This is a genomic window from Streptomyces sp. NPDC048442, assembly GCF_040651475.1.
GTDB lineage: Bacteria > Actinomycetota > Actinomycetes > Streptomycetales > Streptomycetaceae > Streptomyces.
Genome location: NZ_JBEZKB010000059.1, coordinates 1 through 17,324, shown reverse-complemented (window position 1 = coordinate 17,324; position 17,324 = coordinate 1). Strand labels below are relative to the sequence as shown.

The following is a 17,324-nucleotide window of genomic DNA, read 5'->3' as shown; positions in this document are numbered from 1 at the left end:
CGTCGGTGAGTTCATGTCGTCGCACCATACGAAGCCACTTCCCACCCGACCGAAAGATCCACCCAGCTCACCAAGAGCCGTCAGAAACGCCCTAGGCCATTATCGAAAGTGAATCCTGAGCGATGAATGATCTCGGTTCATGGGGCGGGGAGATCTCACAGACGAGCAGTGGGTGGTGTGGGAGCCGTTGTTGCCGAAGGACGCGAAGGCGGGGCGACCACCCGTCTGGCCTCGGCGGCAATTGATCGACGGCATACGGTTCCGGGCCCGGACCGGTGTTCCGTGGCGGGACTTGCCCGTGGAGTACGGGCCGTGAGGCCGGGTCTACGACCTGTTCCGGCGCTGGCAGCGGAACGGGACCTGGCACCGAGTCCTCACCCGGTTCCAGTCGTTGGCCGACGCAAAGGGTGCGATCGCGTGGGACCTGAGCGTCGGCTCCACGGTCTGCCGCGCTCATCAGCACGCGGCTGGTGCTCGGAAGCAGAGTGACGCTCAGAAGGAACCGCCAGGTGGTGTGTGTGGTCACCGAACCCGGAGACCACGGGCTGGGACGCTCGCGCGGCGGGTTCACCACCAAGCTGCATCTGGCCGTCGACCAGGGCCAGAAGCTCATGTCGATCGTGGTCACGGCCGGGCAGCGTGGGGACTCGCCGCAGTTCGAGCCCGTTGGAGAGAGCCCGGGTTCCGCGTCTCGGATCAGGCAGGCCCCACACCCGTCCCGACCGCGTGCGGGCGACAAGGCGTACGCCTCCCGCAAGAACAGGTCCTACCTGCGCAGACGCGGGATCCGCTGCACCATCCCGGACAAGACCGACCAGGCGGGCAACCGGAAGAAGCTCGGCTCTCGCGGCGGCCGTCCGCCGAAGTTCGACGCGGAAGACTACAAGGCGCGGCATGCAGTTGAGTGCGGCATCAACCGCCTCAAGAGGCACCGGGCTGTGGCCACGCGGTACGACAAACTCGCGGTCCGCTATGAGGCGACCGTCCTCGTCGCAGTCATCAACGAGTGGTAGTGACCAGCGCACGTGATGCACGCCAGCAAGAAACGGCGGTCACTTCCCCGCGATGTCGAGGAGGATCTGTGCCAGCTCGCGTGGCTGAGAGAGCATCGGCCAGTGGCCCGTGTCCATCTCGATCAGCTGCCAATGCTCGCTGGTCAGCAGCTTGGCCACGTCGTCGCTCGGCTCGGGGTCACCGAGCGTGCACTTGATGCACGTCGCCGGGAAATCGCCGAGCGGCCCTTCCAGCGCGGCGGGTTCGGTCAGTGTGGCGCCCGGATACGGCGTTGAGCCGCCCACGATCCGTGCGATCCGGCCCGTCGCAACCGGGCGACGTCGAACCGGCCCGCGGTCAGGGAGTCGTAGCGCCCGCCGTGCCCACGTCGATGTCCGCCGACCAGCGACTGTACCGGGCCCATCCGCGCACAACACCGCATCCGCGAGTTCGAACAACCCACCCGCACGCCGGGTCAGATAGGAGTAGAACTCACACCGGAAGAATGACAACGAAGAATGACAACCTCGCGATCGGATCCTGCCGGACAGCATGATGCGACAGACTCACCCCCACGGCCTTCGCGCTGAGCGTTGTGTGTTCCTTGGTCGGATCACATGCTCAGCCGAAGGCCGCCTCCACGTACCGTAGTTACCAATCCGGGTGATCAAGTACGACGGACCGTTCGGACTCCAAGAACAATGATCGAGGGAGGGCAGGATGACTGGCCCAGACAGCGAGTGGCAACTCCTGAACGGCGACACTCTCCTCGGCACGATCACCGTCGATGAGGCAGGCATGCCGTGGCAGCGTGGACGCTTTTCCCCCGAGCCTGCCTTCAGCGAGTTCAGGCCCTGGTTCGACGAGCTCAACGCCATTCTCGAGGCTGACGAGTTCGAGCGTTTCGACGACGCATACGATCTCATCGAAGGTGCCCTGACCCTGGTGTCGCCGACAGGTCCTGTGGCCGATTTCCTCCTCCACATCGACCAGAACCGTGCCTGTTTCCGCTGGGACGCGGGACCTCCAACAGGTTAAAGATCAAGCTGGGCCGAGTACCGAAAGTCCTGCCAGATGGCGCGAGTCGATCTTGATGACACATGGCTGTCAGCGCCCTCAAGTAGATTCTGGCCGTTCGACCCGACGGGTGGGTCGTCGAGCTGAGGGATTTATCGTCGTGAGCATCTACCTGCACTTTCGTGCCGTGGCGGAGTCCGAGATTCGGGACGACCACACCTGGCTCGCTGCGTTCATGTCTGAGGCTTGGGAAAACGACGAAGCTGAGTACGCAGCAGGCATTGCCTACTCGATCAACAAGAGCTGGGACGCTGTCAACGACCTCTATGCCGCGGCCGATGCCCTCTGCGCAGACGCCGACGAGCCTTGGACACTGCCGATCTACGGCGGCCGCCCCGTGCCCCACAGCACTGATGCGGACCCCTCCAATCCTCCGCTGATGCTTCTAGAGCCGTCTGGAGTGTCACAGGCCGCGCGTTTCCTTTTGAATGTCTCTTTCGACGATCTGTGGAACGTTGTCGCTGCCAGGTTCACTGCCCTCGGCTGGACCAGGCACGAGCACCTCGAACATCAACGGGGCCTGCGGGAGTTCTACGGGCAGGCGGCTTCGGCAGGCCACGCCGTGGTCAAAGCGGTGTGGGCTTGACGCGTGATCACGTGCCGGTCATAGCCATTCGTTGATGGCTGCAACCAGCACAGTCGCCTCGTAGCGGACCGCGAGCTTGTCATACCGCGTGGCGACAGCGCGGTTCCTCTTGAGACGGTTGATGCCGACCACCGCCTGCCAGGCCGCAGCAGCACGCGCCCTGCCCCACAGCCAGCAGATCTTCGGCGCGCCCGCCTTCTGCGCATTCATGCAAAGTCGCAGCTCAGGAGCCTTGAATGAGCGTTCGTCAGGCCGTTGAGTACGGCCGCCGACAGGACTTGCGGGGCTGACTGATCGTTTCAGAACGCGGTGCGCAGTCGCCTCAAGCAGATGAAGCTGCAGGCAAGTTCGAGGAGGCCCCGGTGGAGGTCGGCGCGTATCTCGTAGCGGGTGCGTAGGCGTTTGAACTGCTGGAGCCAGGCGAAACTCCGCTCTACCACCCATCGTGTCTTGCCCAGCCAGAGCCGTGTGGGGTGCCTCGGCGGGCAATCTTCGGGGTGATCCCTCGGCTGCGGAGGAGCCGTCGGTACTTGTCGAAGTCCTAGCCGCGGTCGGCGAACGGACGCTTGGGCTGGTGACGGGGACGCCCGCGTCGGATGCGGATGCGGATGCGGATGCGGGGAATGGCATCAAGAAGGGGGATCAGCTGGGCGACATCGTGTCGGTTCCCGCCGGTCAGCGACACCACGAGCGGAGTGCCACGCTGGTCGACGATCAGGTGATGCTTGCTGCCGGGACGGCCCCGACCTACGGGCGATGGCCCGGTATGAAGCCCCCTTTGAGCGCGCGGACGTGCAAGCCGTCGACGGCACAGTCGTCATCTCCAGCAGGCCGGCGGCCCGGAGCTCAGCAAGCAACGCGGCGTGAAGTTGGGGCCACACGCCCGCTTGAGTCCAGCCCCGCAGATGGCGCCAAGCGGTCACCCCAGAGCAACCCACCACCTGACGTGGCACATCACGCCAGGCCACTCCAGTACGCAGCACATAGAGGATGCCCGCCAGCGCAACGCGGTCTGGAATCCGGCGCCGTCCCGTGTACCGGTGTCTCCGCTCTGGACAGAGCGAAAGCAGGGGAGCCATTCGCGTCCACAGATCGTCAGGCACAAAATCACTGTTCACGCCTGGCAGCGTGCCAGAACAACGCGTTTGAAGTGGACGCTGTGAATACCATCGACGTCGAAGTACAGCTGCGGGGCGGGTCCCGCTGGAGCGCAACCATCTGCACTGTTGGCCGCGTTCGGACGCTGATGGAGCGGTGGGCGACGAGCGGCGAAGCTCTCGGCGGGCGCTACTCCTGGTGCTCGGACGGTCTCATCGTCCGCGATGCCAGCATCAGCAACACGGTCAAGGTACTCGCGGACCTGATCGACAACGGTGAGTTCACCCAGATCCTGAACCGGCTTGAAGACTGACGCCGCCTGACGACCTCCTCAGCTCTCATTCTGAAACGATCAGTAAGTCCCCGGTCCCGCACTGCCCCCGTCCCGCTCCAGTGGCTCCAGCGACCGGCGTGCTGCGTCCAGCCGGCTGGAGTGGAACTGCGAGCGGCCCGCCCGGTCGGGGGTGCACTTCTCGCCTGGTGCGGCGCCGCAGTCCGGGCAGGTACGAGTACGGGCCGCCTCCCGCACTACGGGCGGAACAGCACGGCTTGCGGCGTCCCGAGCGGCGCAGGAAGCGGTCACCGCGGAGGCGGACGTCCGGCCCGGCTGTAACGGGCGCAAAAGCGAAGCTGCACCCGCAGCGTCAGGCGAGAGCGGCGTGGCCCCGGGCTGAGGCTTCTACGAGGTCGGGGTTCGCCGTTGGCCGGGTGGGCCACCGCCACCAACCCCTTCTGCCACAACGTCACCGACGCTTCGAACAACCCGAATCGTTCTTCGTGCCAGCGGACACGCACCGGGTCGTTCTCCGGCGAGTCGGATTGCGGCGGGGGCGCAGAGCTGAGGCCCGGAAAGAGGGAGAACATGGCTACCGGGCCGGGGGACTGTCCAACGGCGTGCAGCAGGGTCTGCTCGGTGATGCTCAGGTTCATGCCGTGCAGCGTCATCACGGCTGATCAGCGTCGTTGAAATTCATGCTGCCGTCGGGCGCCGGGCATCCGCTGAGGGAGTGAAGAAACGTAGCCGGGTTCCGGCTTCTTGGTTTCCCGGGGTGGTTGCGGTGAATCGTTTCGTCCAGGGCCACAAGGGTGCATTCGGGCGAGGAGGGCGTATCCCTGTGTGGGCGGCGCGCGTTGGACGGGGCGTGACGCTCCCTGAGACCTCGCTCCCGGCGCCCGGCGCCCCTGCCCAGGAGTCCGGTCCCCGGCTCCCTCTGTTCAGCCTCACCGAGGCTCAAGACCTCCTGCGCTTGCTCCAGCTCGTTGCGGGCGAGGACGACGAACTCGCCGAGGAAGCCCGCTGGTTCGCCCAGCAGCTCCACGGCCGGATCCCTCCCGAGAACTGAACCGGCAACGTACGGGTACGCCGTGGACGGGCGGGGTGCGTTCCTGTGCCCCAGCCCGTGACCACCCGGGTGCCTCGGGACCCGACGATGCCGCCCTTTGAGGCCGTGCAGTGCGCGCACTTGGCGAATTGGGCGGCGGTCAAGATGCGCTGGCAGCTGAGCGTCGACGCGGCCGAGGCGAGCGCCCTCGCGCAGGTGTCCGTCACGTGCCGCAACACCCCTGATGAGCCGGCGAAGCGCAGCGGTGGAGGGGGACGACCGTCGAGCCGCCAGCAGCCGTTGGTCGACGTTCTCGGCTGCTCAGGCGGCCAGTGCCCCGGTGCGGACGGCGAACTCCCGCAGTCCCTGCACCCGTGCGGGCCCGTACAGCAGGTCGGATGTAAGCGTCCGCAGTGCGGGGCGTCGCACTTCCTGGGGTGCTTCCTGCTCCACTCGTCGCAGAGCTGCGAAGGTCTGCGGTCCGTCGCCCAGGACGTGCCACATACAGGCGGTGTCCGTCCAGGCCCGTGCCCTGCGCTCCGGGGTGGGCATGTGGTCGATGTTCAGCCCGGCCGCGATTTTCACGCCCTCGCACGGTGTGCCGAGGGCGTTGAGGGCGCTGATGCGGTAGACGTCGACCCGGGCTTGGGTGGCTTCCACGGTGAACAGCCCCGGCACTTCGCTCGGATGTCCGGCATGGTTCTCGGCTTCGTCGAGCAGGGCCAGTTCGGTCGTGCGGTCCTTGCCGGTGGCGGCTGAGTATGCGGCGTTGAGCAGCAGTGTGGTGCGTACTGAGCGCACCGGCTCGCTCCGGTCAGGCGGCGAGTGCGCGGCGGGTCGCCGGCGCCGCCTACGGCCGCAGCTGGGCCGCGAGTGCCTCGGCGATCTTCCTGAGCGACTCGCCGGCCAGGGCCGGATCCGCCTTGGTGACGGTCGATCCCTGGGAGACCACGAGCACCAAATCGCCCTTGCCCGCTACCGCCACCCGTGCAACGGCGGCCGTGCCTCGGCCCGGGGTGACCCTGGTCTGGCCGATCCCGGGCTCGTCCTTGGAGAACGCCATCACCTCGTCGGCGCGGAGATTGCCGAGGGTGGCGATCTGCGGCAGCGCCAGGTTCACCGCAACCTCGCCCTCGGACACGGCCACGAGGTCGATCTCCATCGGGGCTCCCGAAGCCGTGAAGTTGCAGACAACGGATGCGTTCGGCGGGACGGCGGGGGCGGAGGGGCGACCGGACGGTGTGGGCAGCCCGCTGGGCCAGGCCTGGGCCGGGCGGCCCGGGGCGACGGACCCTTGAGCCGCGGGGTCGCCGCCGGACGCCGCCGGGGTGACGGCCCGTTCGGCACCGGCCGCCTTCAGCGCCGCCGCCGGGTCGAGGCCGAACGGGCAGGCCGACGTACCCGTCAGCTGCTTCGCCGTCGAGGCGACCCGGTCGTAGGACAGCCTCTCACCGCCCGAGGCGGCCCCGCTGGAACTCCCGGACGAGGAACAGGCGCTCCCCGGCAAGGGCGATCCCGGCCGCGCCGGCCAGGGCGAGGATGCGGCGATGCCGGGCTGCTGTGCGATCAGCCGTCATCCGGTCAGCCTAATCCTGCATCTGTATGACGGACGCGGTGTGGGGCTCGTTGGTGTATCTGTGCGATGAGCTGGCGGTTGACCAGGTCGAGTCGTGGTTCGAGGGGATAGCCGGGTTCCATGCCCGCATCGCGCATCGTTTTGGCAGGTCGGAGCCCCACGATCGGGCGCTGGACTACTACCTGGCCGGGATGCTGGCTCCGTTGGAGCGGAAGAACGGCTGAGCGCTGGCCGGGCAGGTCCGGCAGCTCCGTCCGGACGGGGTTCAGCGCCTGCTGAACCTTTCCGACTGGGATGAGGACGCGGTCCGCGACGACGTGCGCGATTTCATGGTGGAGACCATCGGCGCCAGGGACGGGATCCTGATCGGCGACGACACCGGCTTCCTGAAGAAGGGCACCCGGTCGGCCGGTGTCCAACGCCGATACCGCGGTACCGCCGGCCGCACCGAGAACTGTCAGATCGGCACGTCCTTGGCCTACGCCTCCTCCACGGGCGCGCGTTGTATCGACTGCGAGCTCTTTCTGCCCATGTCCTCGAACCGATGACCGGGAACGCTGCCGAACCGCCGGCATCGGGGACGAGGTGCCGTGCGCGACGAAGAACGAGCACTTCAAAATGGATGCTGCCGGAGGAACGCCGCATCGCGCACGTGCTCGCCACCAAGGTCAACGACACCGTGATCACCGCGGGCTGGGCCGAGGTCCGGATGAACGAGCTGATCGCGACACTTCCGCGGCAGGCCGGGAAGCGCATCTCCGGAGGCCAGGGCTCCCACGGCGAGCGCATCTACGCCTGGGCCCAAATAGCGACCCAGCCCGTGTGGGAGAACGGCTTCGGACACTGGGTCCGGTCCTCGCACGCCGCTCCGTCAGCGACCCGAGCAAGATCGCCCACTACCTCTGCTACGGCCCCGCCGGCACCCGGCTGAAGGACCTGGTCAAGGTGGCCGCCGCGCGGTGGGCTATCGAGGAGTCGTTCCAGGCGGCGAAGAGGGAGTGCGGCCTGGACCACTACCATGTCCGCCTCTACCGCGCCTGGTACCGGCACGCCACCCTGGCCACGGCCGCTCTCGCCTACCTGGCCGCCCTTCGCGCCCGTGAGGCCGCAAAAGGGGCGACGCTGACGACGAAGCCAGGCCCGAGCCCTCCGATCCCACTACAAACGCCGAGGCCAGATCCCTTGTCCTTCGATTCATCGCTGACACCCGCGGTCAGGGTGAGGGTGCTCCATTCGCGGCTGAGGTGGTATGCCGCGGACCCGCTGCAGGAGGGATTGTGGCCGTCGAGGACCAGGGCGGTGGTATAGCGCTTGCCGCTGAGAGTGCGGGTGCCGATCTCCAGCCATCCCCCTTGCCCGTCCGCGAGGGACTCGAAGGTGGTGAGGGAAGCCTGGTCCGCGCCTGGAACGGCCCCGGCGATCTGCTCGAGTGTGTCCGAGGGCGCCGAGTCCGGCGTGCTCGCACTGGGCGTGGGCTCCGGCTCGGCCGGGCGAGGGAGCGGGAGTGTTCTGTGCCGCGGTGCGGTCGGCTGCGGGCGCGGGATCGGCCGGGGTGCTGCCGAGGTGCTGCCGGGCGTCCGTACACCGATCGTGGACCCCGCTCCCACGAGCACCACTGCGGGGCCACGGCCGCGGACACCCACAGACGTCTGCGCGGAGCTCCCCCACCCATCCCCTCCCGGCCCGGCTGGGTCGGACCCCACCCCTGTCCCAAAAGAAGTGCTTGCAAGGTGTCGGTGCCTTGCTGGAGGGCCAGTGAGTCGCCGTGCCGCTCCGTACCAGAACCTCCGGGGCCTGCAGGCGTGCGGAGCCTCCCGGGCGTGATTGACGTGGAGGATACTTGTTTGTACTGGTCAGTGAGGGAGCGATGGCTTGACCGTACTTCAGGAGGGCATGGGACTGGGTATGGATGTACGGCAGAGCATTGCAGCCTGGGAACGCGTTGTTGAGGTCTCGAGTGCTTCCGGCCGCGTGGTGGCGTTGCCGTCGGCTGCGACGGCGTGCGTGGAAGCTGCGGGTGCAGATGGCCTGGGAGTCAGCGTTATCACCTCGGGTGAGATCCGCACCGTGGTCTATGCCGCCGATGAGCGCAGCCACCGGCTGGAGGACGCGCAACTGGTGGCGGGGGAAGGCCCGTGTACGGAGGCATACCGGCTGCGCAGGATCGTGGACGTAGACGTGCAGTCTGTTTCTGAACAGTGGCCGGTCTTCATGCGGCTGGCCGGTGAACTCGGCATTCGTCGTGTGGTGGCCCTGCCGCTGCTGGTCGGCGGCGGTGTCCCGGTCGGTGCCATGGACGTTTACCACACCACCCCCGGTCCCCTCGGCCCAGCGGATCGAGACAAGCTCCAGGCCTACGCCCGGATCCTCGCTCTCCTCACTCTGGACTCCCACCCCGCACTGATCGGCTGGGAGCAAGCAGCTCCGGCGACAGGCCCGGTGGGCTATCCGCCCGTCGTGCACCAGGCGGCAGGCACCGCCGCCGAAGCCAGCAACGTCACCGTTTCCGAGGCCCTGGCACGCATGCGCGCCCACGCCTTCAGACACCAACAACTCCTCAACGATGTCGCTCACGACATCCTCGCCAGGCGGCTACGCCTTGAAGAAGAACGCGACACCCCCGGCTAGTCCTCCTTCGCCCGCCCCGACGGTCCGCGTCGAGGGACGGTGTGAAGGGGCCGGGCGGCGCACTGAGCTGAGGTTCTTCGCGTACGTGGGATGCGCCCGGAACCCGCGCGCAAGGCGAACAACACCAGGCTGGCCGCCCGCTTGGCGCATTACCTGCCTGTCGCTCCCGCACGTGCCTGGGGGCGTAGCCTTGCGGGTGCTCTTCAACGTGTGGTGGTGCCGGGTGGTATTTCACCCAGTCCCCGTCCCCGTAGTGTGCTTCCGGTCCCGGCCGTCCTTCTCCAGACTGTGTGGTGTCTCACGAGACGGTCAGCCAGGGCATCGTGCGCTCGATCACCCACCTGCGTCGGCCGAGGCGTTCGCCGGACTCGATGTCTTTGCGGGCGATGCGCACGTCGATGTTCGCAAAGCGAGCTGGACGTGCGGTCCTTGGTGACGGTGTCGCATGGGCACGCAGGTGGCGAGCTCGACCGGCAGGCGATTACAGCCCGCCCACGATTCCCCTGGCCTGCGGTGTCTCACGGCCGCTTCGATGAAGAGAGTTGATGCCCACAAGGCCGCTCGGGTGGGCCACAGTGTGGCCGGGTGCCTTCCCTGCCGCACTGTGAGAACCCCATCCCGGGCGCGGGGCTACCCTCGCGGCGACCGGTCGGTAGGTACACACGTGCACGCCGGTCGGTAGGTGCACACGTGCACGCCCGTGCTGCTGACCACGGTCGAGATCAGCTCAAGCGTGCGCAGCGCGCCGTCGGCCGGGTGGGCCCCGAGCCCCACTCCGTCGGCGTCCGCAACGACGCGCGCGATGCCGGCGTGCGGGCCTGCCGAGTCTCGCCGAGTCTCGGCGACATCACGCCCGGCGCGTTCTGCGGCACCGCAGGCTCACGCGCTCCGGCCAAGTACGGCAAGGCGTGTGTCTGCCGCAGCGACCTCTGGAAGCGCCCTGGCCCTCGCGGACGCCACCGTGCCTGACCGTGCCGCCGCGCGACCACGGTTCCCGGGTGCTCAGCTGCCGGTGCTGCGCAGGTTCTCCCGTACCTTGGCGATGGCGAAACCCCAGCCCTGCTGCACCGTCGGCTTGGCGGGCACGGCAATCTCGTCCGGATTGGTGAGCACGTCGAGGAGCACGGGCCCTGGCTCCTCGAAGGCGTGTCGTACCCCGTCGGCGAGGTCCTCGGCCCGCGTGACGCGGATGCCGGTGATTCCGAGCGCCTGGGCGACGGCGGCGAAGTCCGGGTTGTCCAGGACCGTGCCGAACTCCGGCAGACCCGCCTGCTCCTGTTCCAGCTTCACCATTCCCAGGCGCTGGTTGTCGAAGACGACGAGCTTGACCGGCAATCGCTCGGACCGGATCGTCATGAGGTCCCCGAGGAGCATCGACAGACCGCCGTCGCCGCAGAACGCCACGACCTGACGGTCCCTGTCCAGCAACTGCGCGCCGATCGCCTGGGGCATGGCGTTGGCCATCGAACCGAGGTTGTACGAGCCGAGCAGCCTGCGCCCGCCCCGCATCTCGACGAACCTGGACAGCCAGACCGTGGCCATACCGGTGTCCGAGGTGAACACGGCGTCGTCGGCCGCGGCGCTGTCGATCGCGGCGGCGAGCGCCTCCGGCCGTACGAGGTGGGAACGGTTGTCCAGAGCCGAGCGCACCCGGCCGAGCAGTTTGTGGTCGTGCCCCGGTTCACCGAGGCGGCGCTGTCCCTCCCGCCACTGTGTGAACTTCTTCCGCGCGGACTCCAGGTGTCCGTGGTCCTTGCGGGCTTCGATGCGCTCCAGCAGCCCCCGCACGGTCGGGCCCACGTCCGCGGCGAGCCCGACGTCCACCGGTACCCGCCGCCCGATGTGCTCGGCCACCCGGTCGACCTGGACGACCTTTTTGCCCTCCGGGTACCAGTCGCGGTACGGGAAGTCGGTCCCGAGCAGCAGCAGTGTGTCCGCGTGGTCCATCGCCCAGGCGGCGGCCGGGTTGCCGATGAGCCCGGTCTGACCGACCTGGTAGGGGTTCTCGCCCTCGAAGCCCTCCTTCGCCTTGAGCGTGAGGACCATCGGCGCGCCTAGACGTTCGGCGAGAGTCAGTACGTCCTCACGGGACTCGCGCGCGCCGCGGCCCACCAGCAGCGTGACATCGCCACCGTCGTTGATCAGCTGCGCTGCTTCGTCGAGGGCCGGGTCGTCGGGGCGGTTGGCGGAGCGTGCCACAGACAAACGAACGGGCCGGTCGGCGGGGAGCTCCTGGTCACCGATGTCACCGGGCACGCTCAGGACGGCCACGCCGCGGCGTCCGATCGCGGTGCGGACGGCGACCTCCAGCAGGCCCGGCAGTTGCTCGGGCGAGGTGACGGTGGCCCGGAAGACCGCCACGTCCTTGAAGAGCAGGTCGTTGTCGACCTCCTGGAAGTAGTCGGTGCCGACCTCCGACAGCGGGACCTGCCCGGCGACCGCCAGCACCGGGGTGCCGCTCTTGGCCGCGTCGTACAGACCGTTGAGGAGGTGGACGGCGCCGGGCCCCACTGTGCCCATGCACACGCCGATCGTGTCGGTGAGCTGCGATTGCGCGCCGGCGGCGAAGGCCGCTGCCTCCTCGTGCCGGCAGCCCACCCAGGAGAGTGACTTCGAGGAGCGGATCGCGTCGGTCAGCGGGTTGAGCGCGTCGCCGACGACGCCGAAGACGTGCTGGACGCCGAGCTCTTCGAGGGTGTCCGCGAAGAGGCGGCCGACAGTGCGGGTCATGGGGCGTTCCTTTCGGTGTGCGAGGGCGGTCCGTGAGTGACGGGGCCCGCGTTGTCGCCCTGGTAGGGGGCTCGTGCGGGGACCCGGACGGTCAGGGGGTGAAGGTGTCCGGGTCCGCGGCCTTCCAGTCCGCCGCCCAGCCGGGGGGCGGGGCGTCGGACAGTCGGCCGGGGGGCGGGGCGTCGGACAGTCGGCCGGGTGGCGGGGCGTCGGTCAGTTGGCCGGGGGTCAGCCACTCGTACAGCTCCGCGTAGGAGCGGAAGTCGTCGGCGTCGGTGGCGCGCCGGCGCAGCAGGTGCGGGTTGAGGCCGCCGGGGCCGGTGACGCCCATGGCTGCCATGATCTGCAGCGCGCTGGCGACGGTCGCCTCCTGGAACCGGTGGACCCGTTCCGACTTGTCTGCAACGACCAGGGCGCGGGCGCGGCGCGGATCCTGCGTGGTGACGCCGGTGGGGCAGCGGTTGGTGTGGCACCGCTGGGCCTGGATGCATCCGACGGCGAACATCATGGCGCGGGCCGCGTTGGTCCAGTCGGCGCCCATGGCCAGGCGTTTGACGATGTCGGACCCGGTGGCCACCTTGCCACTCGCACCGATCCGGACCCGGTCCCGCAACCCGGCCCCCACCAGGGAGTTGTGCACGGTGATCAGCCCTTCGGTCAGGGGCATGCCGAGATGGTCGGCGAACTCCAGTGGGGCCGCGCCGGTGCCGCCCTCGGCGCCGTCCACGACGATGAAGTCCGGGGTGGTGTTCTCGGCGAGCATCGCCTTGCAGACGGCGAGAAACTGCACTCTCGAACCGGGGCAGAGTTTGAGGCCCACCGGTTTGCCGTCCGCGAGCTCGCGCATCCGCGCCACGAACCGCACCAGCTCACGCGGGGTCGAGAACACCCGGTGGAAGGGCGGCGAGATGACCGTCTGTCCCTGCGGGACGCCACGGACCCGGGCGATCTCGGCGTTGACCTTGCCGCCGGGAAGCACACCGCCGATGCCAGGCTTGGCCCCTTGGGACAGCTTGAGGGAAACACACTTCACCGCGGGGTGCGCGGCCTTCTCACGGAACTGCTCGGGGTCGAAGTCGCCGTCCTTCGTACGGCAGCCGAAGTAGCCAGTGCCGATTTCCCAGATGATGTCGCCACCGGGCCCCAGGTGGTACTCGGAGAGGCCGCCCTCCCCCGTGTCGTGGGCGAAGCCGCCGCGGGCCGCACCCGTGTTGAGCGCGAGGACGGCGTTGGCGGACAGCGACCCGAAACTCATGGCGGAGACGTTCAGGAGCGCCATGTCGTAGGGCTGCGTGCAGTCCGGCCCGCCGACCCGGATCCGTGGTGGGCTCTTGGGCACGTCGACCGGGTGCATGGACGGCACCAGGAACTCGTAGCCGTGGCCGTACATGTCCCGCTCACTGCCGAAGGGCTCCTCGGCGTCCACGCCCTTGGCCCGCTCGTAAACGATGTTCCGGGTGTCCCGGTCGTAGGGGCGGCCGTCGAAGCTCCGCTCGACGAAGTACTGCTGAAGCTCAGGCCGGATCGCCTCGAGCAGGAAGCGCGCGTGTCCGAGCACGGGGTAGTTCCGCAGCACCGAGTGACGTCGCTGCGTCAGGTCGTAGAGCCCCACGAGCGCGGCGACAGCCAGTGGCGCGGCGGCCGTCCACCACCAGGGCGACAGGATGACCGCCGCCGTCACCCCCGCGACCGCGCACAGAACCAGGAGGCCCACGGCCCCGAAACGCTTCATGGCTGATCTGTTAACCGCAACCGCCGTTCTCATGCCCGCTGCCGGGTGGCGGCCTTCCTGAGCGTGGCGTACGGCCCACGGCACGGGTGAGATCTCACCCCCTCGCCGGGGGCGCGGCGGGCGGCGGCCGTAGTGCGGGATACAGGCGGTTCCCCTTGCACGAGGTACTCGCACGAGTCGTCCTCACCGGTATCCGGGATACGCGGGACCGGCAACGTTCGATCTGGTGGAGATGAGGACCCGTGTCGGAAGTCGCCCAATGGTCGGCGCCCCGCCCCGGCTGGGACGCCGTGCTCGCCGGTGAGCGCTTCACGGTGACCCAGCCCGACCAGGCAGCCTGGTACGACGGGAGCCTGCCGACCAGCCCTGCCTGGCGGGCCGCAGCGCAACGGACCGGGCTGCTGCGGCACTTGACCGCCGACCACGACGATCTCGACTCCGTCCATGAGGTCCTCGACCATGCGGGCCAGGGTGCGGGTCTCCTGCGGATCAGGCGTACGGCGTCGGCGGTGTCCTCGGGCAGGATGCCCGAGTCGGCGTCCTCGTCCAAGGCTTCGGTGAAGGCGGCCATTGCGGCCAGGGGGGTACGCAGTTCGTGGGCGACGTCGGAGGCGAACCGGCGGGCGCCCGCCTCCATGCGGCGCAGTTCGGCGTCGTCCCTCTCCAGCGTCGCGGCCATGGTGTTGACGGAGCGGGTGAGAGAGGCAAGTTCGTCGTGGGCCTTGGCAACCCGCCCGTGTGAAGCTCCACACGGGGCGGACGGCCCAACCAGCCCCGCAGGTACGGGACTGCGGGCCGGGCCGCCAGCCCTCCCACTCCCAGAATCGCGGCGGCCCGGGAGGCCGGCGCAGCGCGCGGGGACTCCCAGGCAGCCGGGGTTGGGTTGTTTCAGGCGGCGGGCTGGGGGCGACGCAGTTCTGCCTGACCGAACAGGAGGGCGTAGCCGCCGGGGAGCTGGTGCAGGATCCGGGCGAGGAGGCCGGGGCCTGTGAGGCGGGCGACGACGGTGAGGACGGCGCCGGTGTCCCAGCGGACCGTGGCCGGGGTTGCGCCGGTGCGGTCGGCCAGGTCTTTGACGAAGCCCCAGCCGGTGAGCTGTTCGGCGGCGGGGATTTGGGCGGTCAGGGTGAGAGCGGCTTCGACCGGCAGACACTGTGCGAGGTCGACGCGTTCCTCACCGGTGAGCTGCCGCCCGAGGGCAGCCAGAACCTCGTGAACGGCCTCTTCTGCGCGTTCGCGAGTGGGGTAGGCGCCTTCGTAGCGCACACGTTCCAGCATCTGACCGAACGTCATGGCCACCTGGGACAGGTGCGCTCGGGGCTGGTCGTACATGACTGCGGTTGCCTTTCTCTGCGGAGGGTTCGGGATCGGTGCGGCGGAGCTCAGGTGGGCCGGGGGTTGGGAAAGGGGGGCACATCCGAGGGTCGAGAACAATTCCAGGCCGTGCGCGCCGGGCCCGCGTGCACGGTTCCTCCCGATGCACGCGTTCCTCCCGATGCACGCCCGTAAGCACCAGGCCGGCAGAAGGCTGCGGGAGCCAAAGCTTGACGTCGCAGGTGAAGACATGGCTGGCGGCGGCCGAGGCCAGGAACGGAGGGCGGACACCAGGGATCGGGGCGTGCACCAGGGAACGAGTCGTGCCGCCCTCCGCCGCCGACTGGTTCGGGCGGGGTCAGGTGGAGATCTGCTGGGGGCCCGTCCGGCCGCTGATGCTGATCTTGCGGGGCTTGGCGCGCTCGGCGATCGGGATGCGCAGGGTCAGTACACCCGCGTCGTAATCGGCCTGGATGCGCTCGGTGTCGAGGGTGTCGGCCAGGACGACCTGCCGGGAGAAGACACCCAGCGGCCGCTCGGAGAGCTCCACCTTCACGGCCTCGGCCTGCGCGACCGGACGGCGCTCCGCCTTCACGGTCAGCATGTTGCGCTCCACGTCGATGTCGATTGCCTCGGTGCTCACGCCGGGAAGGTCGAAGGCGATCACGTAGGCGTCGCCCTCGCGGTAGGCGTCCATCGGCATCACGGACGGCTTCGTCCACGTGCCGGTAGCACCCGACAGCTGCTGGACAATCCGGTCCATCTCGCGGAACGGGTCAGTGCGCATCAACATCGCGAAACACCTCCAGTCGATTCAGGCAGAAACTGCCAATGCGCTTCAACGTGCATCCGTTGTAACATGTCATCGAAACGATGACAACCACAGCGTCATCGAGAAGATGACGAAAGGACGGAGAGTCCCATGAAGGAAGCCACCCAGCCGACCACAGCGGTTCCCCTCTCCGCCGCCGTCGCGGCGCTGGAAGCCATCAACCGGTCTGTCCAGCACGCCCAGCACTCCCCTGCCGCGCACACATCGACGACCCTGGCCCCGCCCACGGGCGGCAACGGCCCGCACCCGGCTCTGACCGCGCTGCTGATGCTGCGCGAAGTCCGCGAACAACTCGCGGGCTGGGAAAGCGGACTCATCGAAACCGCCCGTGGGCACGGCGCGAGCTGGGCCGACCTCGCCGCGCCCCTCGGTGTCGCCAGCCGCCAGGCCGCCGAACGCCGCTACCTGCGCCTGCGCCCCGGCACCACAGGAAGCACCGGCGAGGAACGCGTCCAGGCCACCCGCGACACCCGCGCAGCCGACCGCACCGTGACCGCCTGGGCCCGCGACAACGCCGCACACCTGCGCCGACTCGCCGGCCAGGTCACCTCCCTCACCAACCTGCCCGACAGCGCCGGCAATGCCGTCGGCGACCTGAACCAGGCACTCGCACACGACGACGCCGCCCGCCTCGTCAGCCCCCTGACCGCCGCCCAGCCACACCTCGGGCCGGACAACACCGAGCTCGCCGAACGCCTCCACGAGCTGGCCCGCCACACCGACCAACTCCGCCGGAACACCCACGACCAGCGCAACGCCTCATCCGAAAACCCCGCCCCCCTTAGCCCGTAGCCGCAGATCAGGCAGCCTCGACGGGGTGGAGCCCAGCCGAAGCCGCCCAGCTCGCCCTCGACCTCCGCCCTGAGCTCGCGCAGCATCTTCACGTGCCTGCGCCGAGTGGGGCCGTCCTCGGGCTTCTCCACCGGCAGCCGGGCGGGCTGCCATTTCATCCTCGTCGCCGCCGGCCCCCTGGATACCTTCGTACGTGCGGTCCTCATAGGCCGAGATCCCGGACCGGAACAACACCAGGAGCCACTTCCACGAATCAGACGCCCACCCCTTACAAGGGCTACGAGGAGAGTTCGCAGCCGTCAGGGGACGGTCCGTTTCGGAAGCGCTGGTTCAATACGACAGCGTAGGAGCCGCTCTCGACCTGAGGACCACTGACGGGGCCCCACCGGGGTCAAGACTCAGGGGCATTCAATCGTCGAAGAGTATTTCGGGTCCGCTGTCGCCAAGGCACGAATATGCGATTACAACGGCGCTGATATCTCGAACTGCGGCGGATGGAAGTACTTCTAGTGGCTCGGCTCGGATCGTTGACCGGGTAATTGATCGGCTGTCGGTCTCCGGGCAGGCTGTCTCTAGGATCTGATCTTGGAGGTGGTTGTGGGGCGTCGTCCGGGAGTGTTCGTCCGGCCGGTGAGCATGGAGGA

General features: G+C 68.6%; 16 protein-coding genes and 7 pseudogenes. 9 read left to right on the top strand and 14 right to left on the bottom strand.

Annotated elements, in window-relative coordinates; genetic code table 11:
- The first annotated feature begins 139 nt into the window (after positions 1-139).
- Together AB0D18_RS40840 and AB0D18_RS40835 are read left to right on the top strand one after the other, a co-directional pair.
- Positions 140-316 carry a transposase gene (locus AB0D18_RS40840; RefSeq protein ID WP_362430783.1) on the top strand — a complete coding sequence of 59 codons (177 nt, stop codon included), beginning with the start codon at positions 140-142 and terminating at the stop codon, positions 314-316.
- Between the two features lie 202 nt (positions 317-518).
- Complete coding sequence (locus AB0D18_RS40835) at positions 519-1,013, top strand: IS5 family transposase (RefSeq protein ID WP_362430782.1); 495 nt, start codon at positions 519-521, stop codon at positions 1,011-1,013.
- A 39-nt stretch (positions 1,014-1,052) separates the two neighbouring features.
- On the opposite strand, the pseudogene AB0D18_RS40830 reads toward AB0D18_RS40835, so the two are convergent.
- Together AB0D18_RS40830 and AB0D18_RS40825 are read right to left on the bottom strand one after the other, a co-directional pair.
- Positions 1,053-1,313 (bottom strand): annotated as a pseudogene (locus AB0D18_RS40830) (alpha/beta hydrolase); the annotation flags it as partial.
- Positions 1,313-1,563: pseudogene (locus AB0D18_RS40825) on the bottom strand (transposase); the annotation flags it as partial. The pseudogenes AB0D18_RS40830 and AB0D18_RS40825, both read right to left, overlap by 1 nt.
- 150 nt (positions 1,564-1,713) lie before the next feature.
- Between AB0D18_RS40825 and AB0D18_RS40820 the strand changes: the two are divergent.
- Both AB0D18_RS40820 and AB0D18_RS40815 read left to right on the top strand, forming a co-directional pair.
- The gene (locus tag AB0D18_RS40820; RefSeq protein WP_362430781.1) at positions 1,714-2,031 is read left to right on the top strand and encodes a hypothetical protein; all 318 of its coding nucleotides are present in this window, start codon (positions 1,714-1,716) and stop codon (positions 2,029-2,031) included.
- A gap of 139 nt (positions 2,032-2,170) precedes the next feature.
- Positions 2,171-2,656 carry a DUF1877 family protein gene (locus AB0D18_RS40815; protein WP_362430780.1) on the top strand — a complete coding sequence of 162 codons (486 nt, stop codon included), beginning with the start codon at positions 2,171-2,173 and terminating at the stop codon, positions 2,654-2,656.
- Between the two features lie 18 nt (positions 2,657-2,674).
- Here AB0D18_RS40815 and AB0D18_RS40810 read toward each other — a convergent pair.
- A pseudogene (locus AB0D18_RS40810) lies at positions 2,675-2,776 on the bottom strand (IS5/IS1182 family transposase); the annotation flags it as partial.
- Between the two features lie 179 nt (positions 2,777-2,955).
- Positions 2,956-3,774: pseudogene (locus AB0D18_RS40805) on the bottom strand (IS5 family transposase).
- Positions 3,775-3,815: 41 nt separating this feature from the next.
- Here AB0D18_RS40805 and AB0D18_RS40800 point away from each other — a divergent pair.
- Positions 3,816-4,067, top strand: coding sequence for a hypothetical protein (locus AB0D18_RS40800; RefSeq protein ID WP_362430779.1), 252 nt, complete (start codon positions 3,816-3,818; stop codon positions 4,065-4,067).
- A gap of 266 nt (positions 4,068-4,333) precedes the next feature.
- On the opposite strand, the gene AB0D18_RS40795 is transcribed toward AB0D18_RS40800, so the two are convergent.
- Positions 4,334-4,684 (bottom strand): hypothetical protein, encoded by a 351-nt coding sequence (locus tag AB0D18_RS40795; protein WP_362430778.1) that lies wholly within the window; start codon positions 4,682-4,684, stop codon positions 4,334-4,336.
- A gap of 212 nt (positions 4,685-4,896) precedes the next feature.
- Between AB0D18_RS40795 and AB0D18_RS40790 the strand changes: the two genes are divergently transcribed.
- The gene (locus tag AB0D18_RS40790; protein WP_362430777.1) at positions 4,897-5,097 is read left to right on the top strand and encodes a hypothetical protein; all 201 of its coding nucleotides are present in this window, start codon (positions 4,897-4,899) and stop codon (positions 5,095-5,097) included.
- 300 nt (positions 5,098-5,397) lie between these two features.
- On the opposite strand, the gene AB0D18_RS40785 is transcribed toward AB0D18_RS40790, so the two are convergent.
- From AB0D18_RS40785 to AB0D18_RS40775, 3 genes are read right to left on the bottom strand one after another with little or no spacing between them, the layout of a single operon-like run.
- Complete coding sequence (locus AB0D18_RS40785) at positions 5,398-5,877, bottom strand: hypothetical protein (protein ID WP_362430776.1); 480 nt, start codon at positions 5,875-5,877, stop codon at positions 5,398-5,400.
- Between the two features lie 49 nt (positions 5,878-5,926).
- Positions 5,927-6,583: a hypothetical protein gene (locus AB0D18_RS40780; RefSeq protein WP_362430775.1), complete on the bottom strand. Its 657-nt coding sequence runs from the start codon at positions 6,581-6,583 to the stop codon at positions 5,927-5,929.
- The gene (locus AB0D18_RS40775; RefSeq protein WP_362430774.1) at positions 6,525-6,653 is read right to left on the bottom strand and encodes a hypothetical protein; all 129 of its coding nucleotides are present in this window, start codon (positions 6,651-6,653) and stop codon (positions 6,525-6,527) included. The genes AB0D18_RS40780 and AB0D18_RS40775 overlap by 59 nt, the downstream gene beginning before the upstream one ends.
- Positions 6,654-6,759: 106 nt before the next feature.
- Between AB0D18_RS40775 and AB0D18_RS40770 the strand changes: the two are divergent.
- Together AB0D18_RS40770 and AB0D18_RS40765 are read left to right on the top strand one after the other, a co-directional pair.
- Positions 6,760-7,774: pseudogene (locus tag AB0D18_RS40770) on the top strand (transposase); the annotation flags it as partial.
- A gap of 750 nt (positions 7,775-8,524) precedes the next feature.
- Entirely contained in the window at positions 8,525-9,280 is a 756-nt protein-coding gene (locus AB0D18_RS40765; protein WP_362430773.1) for a GAF domain-containing protein, read from the top strand.
- Between the two features lie 310 nt (positions 9,281-9,590).
- On the opposite strand, the pseudogene AB0D18_RS40760 reads toward AB0D18_RS40765, so the two are convergent.
- From AB0D18_RS40760 to AB0D18_RS40735, 6 genes and pseudogenes are all read right to left on the bottom strand, one after another.
- Positions 9,591-9,671: pseudogene (locus AB0D18_RS40760) on the bottom strand (IS5/IS1182 family transposase); the annotation flags it as partial.
- A 611-nt stretch (positions 9,672-10,282) separates the two neighbouring features.
- Complete coding sequence (locus tag AB0D18_RS40755) at positions 10,283-12,010, bottom strand: thiamine pyrophosphate-dependent enzyme (RefSeq protein WP_362430772.1); 1,728 nt, start codon at positions 12,008-12,010, stop codon at positions 10,283-10,285.
- A gap of 91 nt (positions 12,011-12,101) precedes the next feature.
- Complete coding sequence (locus AB0D18_RS40750; protein WP_362430771.1) at positions 12,102-13,742, bottom strand: FMN-binding glutamate synthase family protein; 1,641 nt, start codon at positions 13,740-13,742, stop codon at positions 12,102-12,104.
- Between the two features lie 440 nt (positions 13,743-14,182).
- Positions 14,183-14,457: pseudogene (locus AB0D18_RS40745) on the bottom strand (histidine kinase dimerization/phospho-acceptor domain-containing protein); the annotation flags it as partial.
- Positions 14,458-14,630: 173 nt separating this feature from the next.
- On the bottom strand, positions 14,631-15,074 hold the full coding sequence (locus AB0D18_RS40740; RefSeq protein WP_362430770.1) for a DUF2267 domain-containing protein: 444 nt from the start codon (positions 15,072-15,074) through the stop codon (positions 14,631-14,633).
- A gap of 340 nt (positions 15,075-15,414) precedes the next feature.
- Complete coding sequence (locus tag AB0D18_RS40735; protein ID WP_362430769.1) at positions 15,415-15,849, bottom strand: Hsp20/alpha crystallin family protein; 435 nt, start codon at positions 15,847-15,849, stop codon at positions 15,415-15,417.
- Positions 15,850-15,978: 129 nt separating this feature from the next.
- Here AB0D18_RS40735 and AB0D18_RS40730 point away from each other — a divergent pair, with 129 nt between their 5' ends.
- The gene (locus tag AB0D18_RS40730; protein ID WP_362430768.1) at positions 15,979-16,680 is read left to right on the top strand and encodes an HSP18 transcriptional regulator; all 702 of its coding nucleotides are present in this window, start codon (positions 15,979-15,981) and stop codon (positions 16,678-16,680) included.
- The last annotated feature ends 644 nt before the right edge of the window (positions 16,681-17,324 follow it).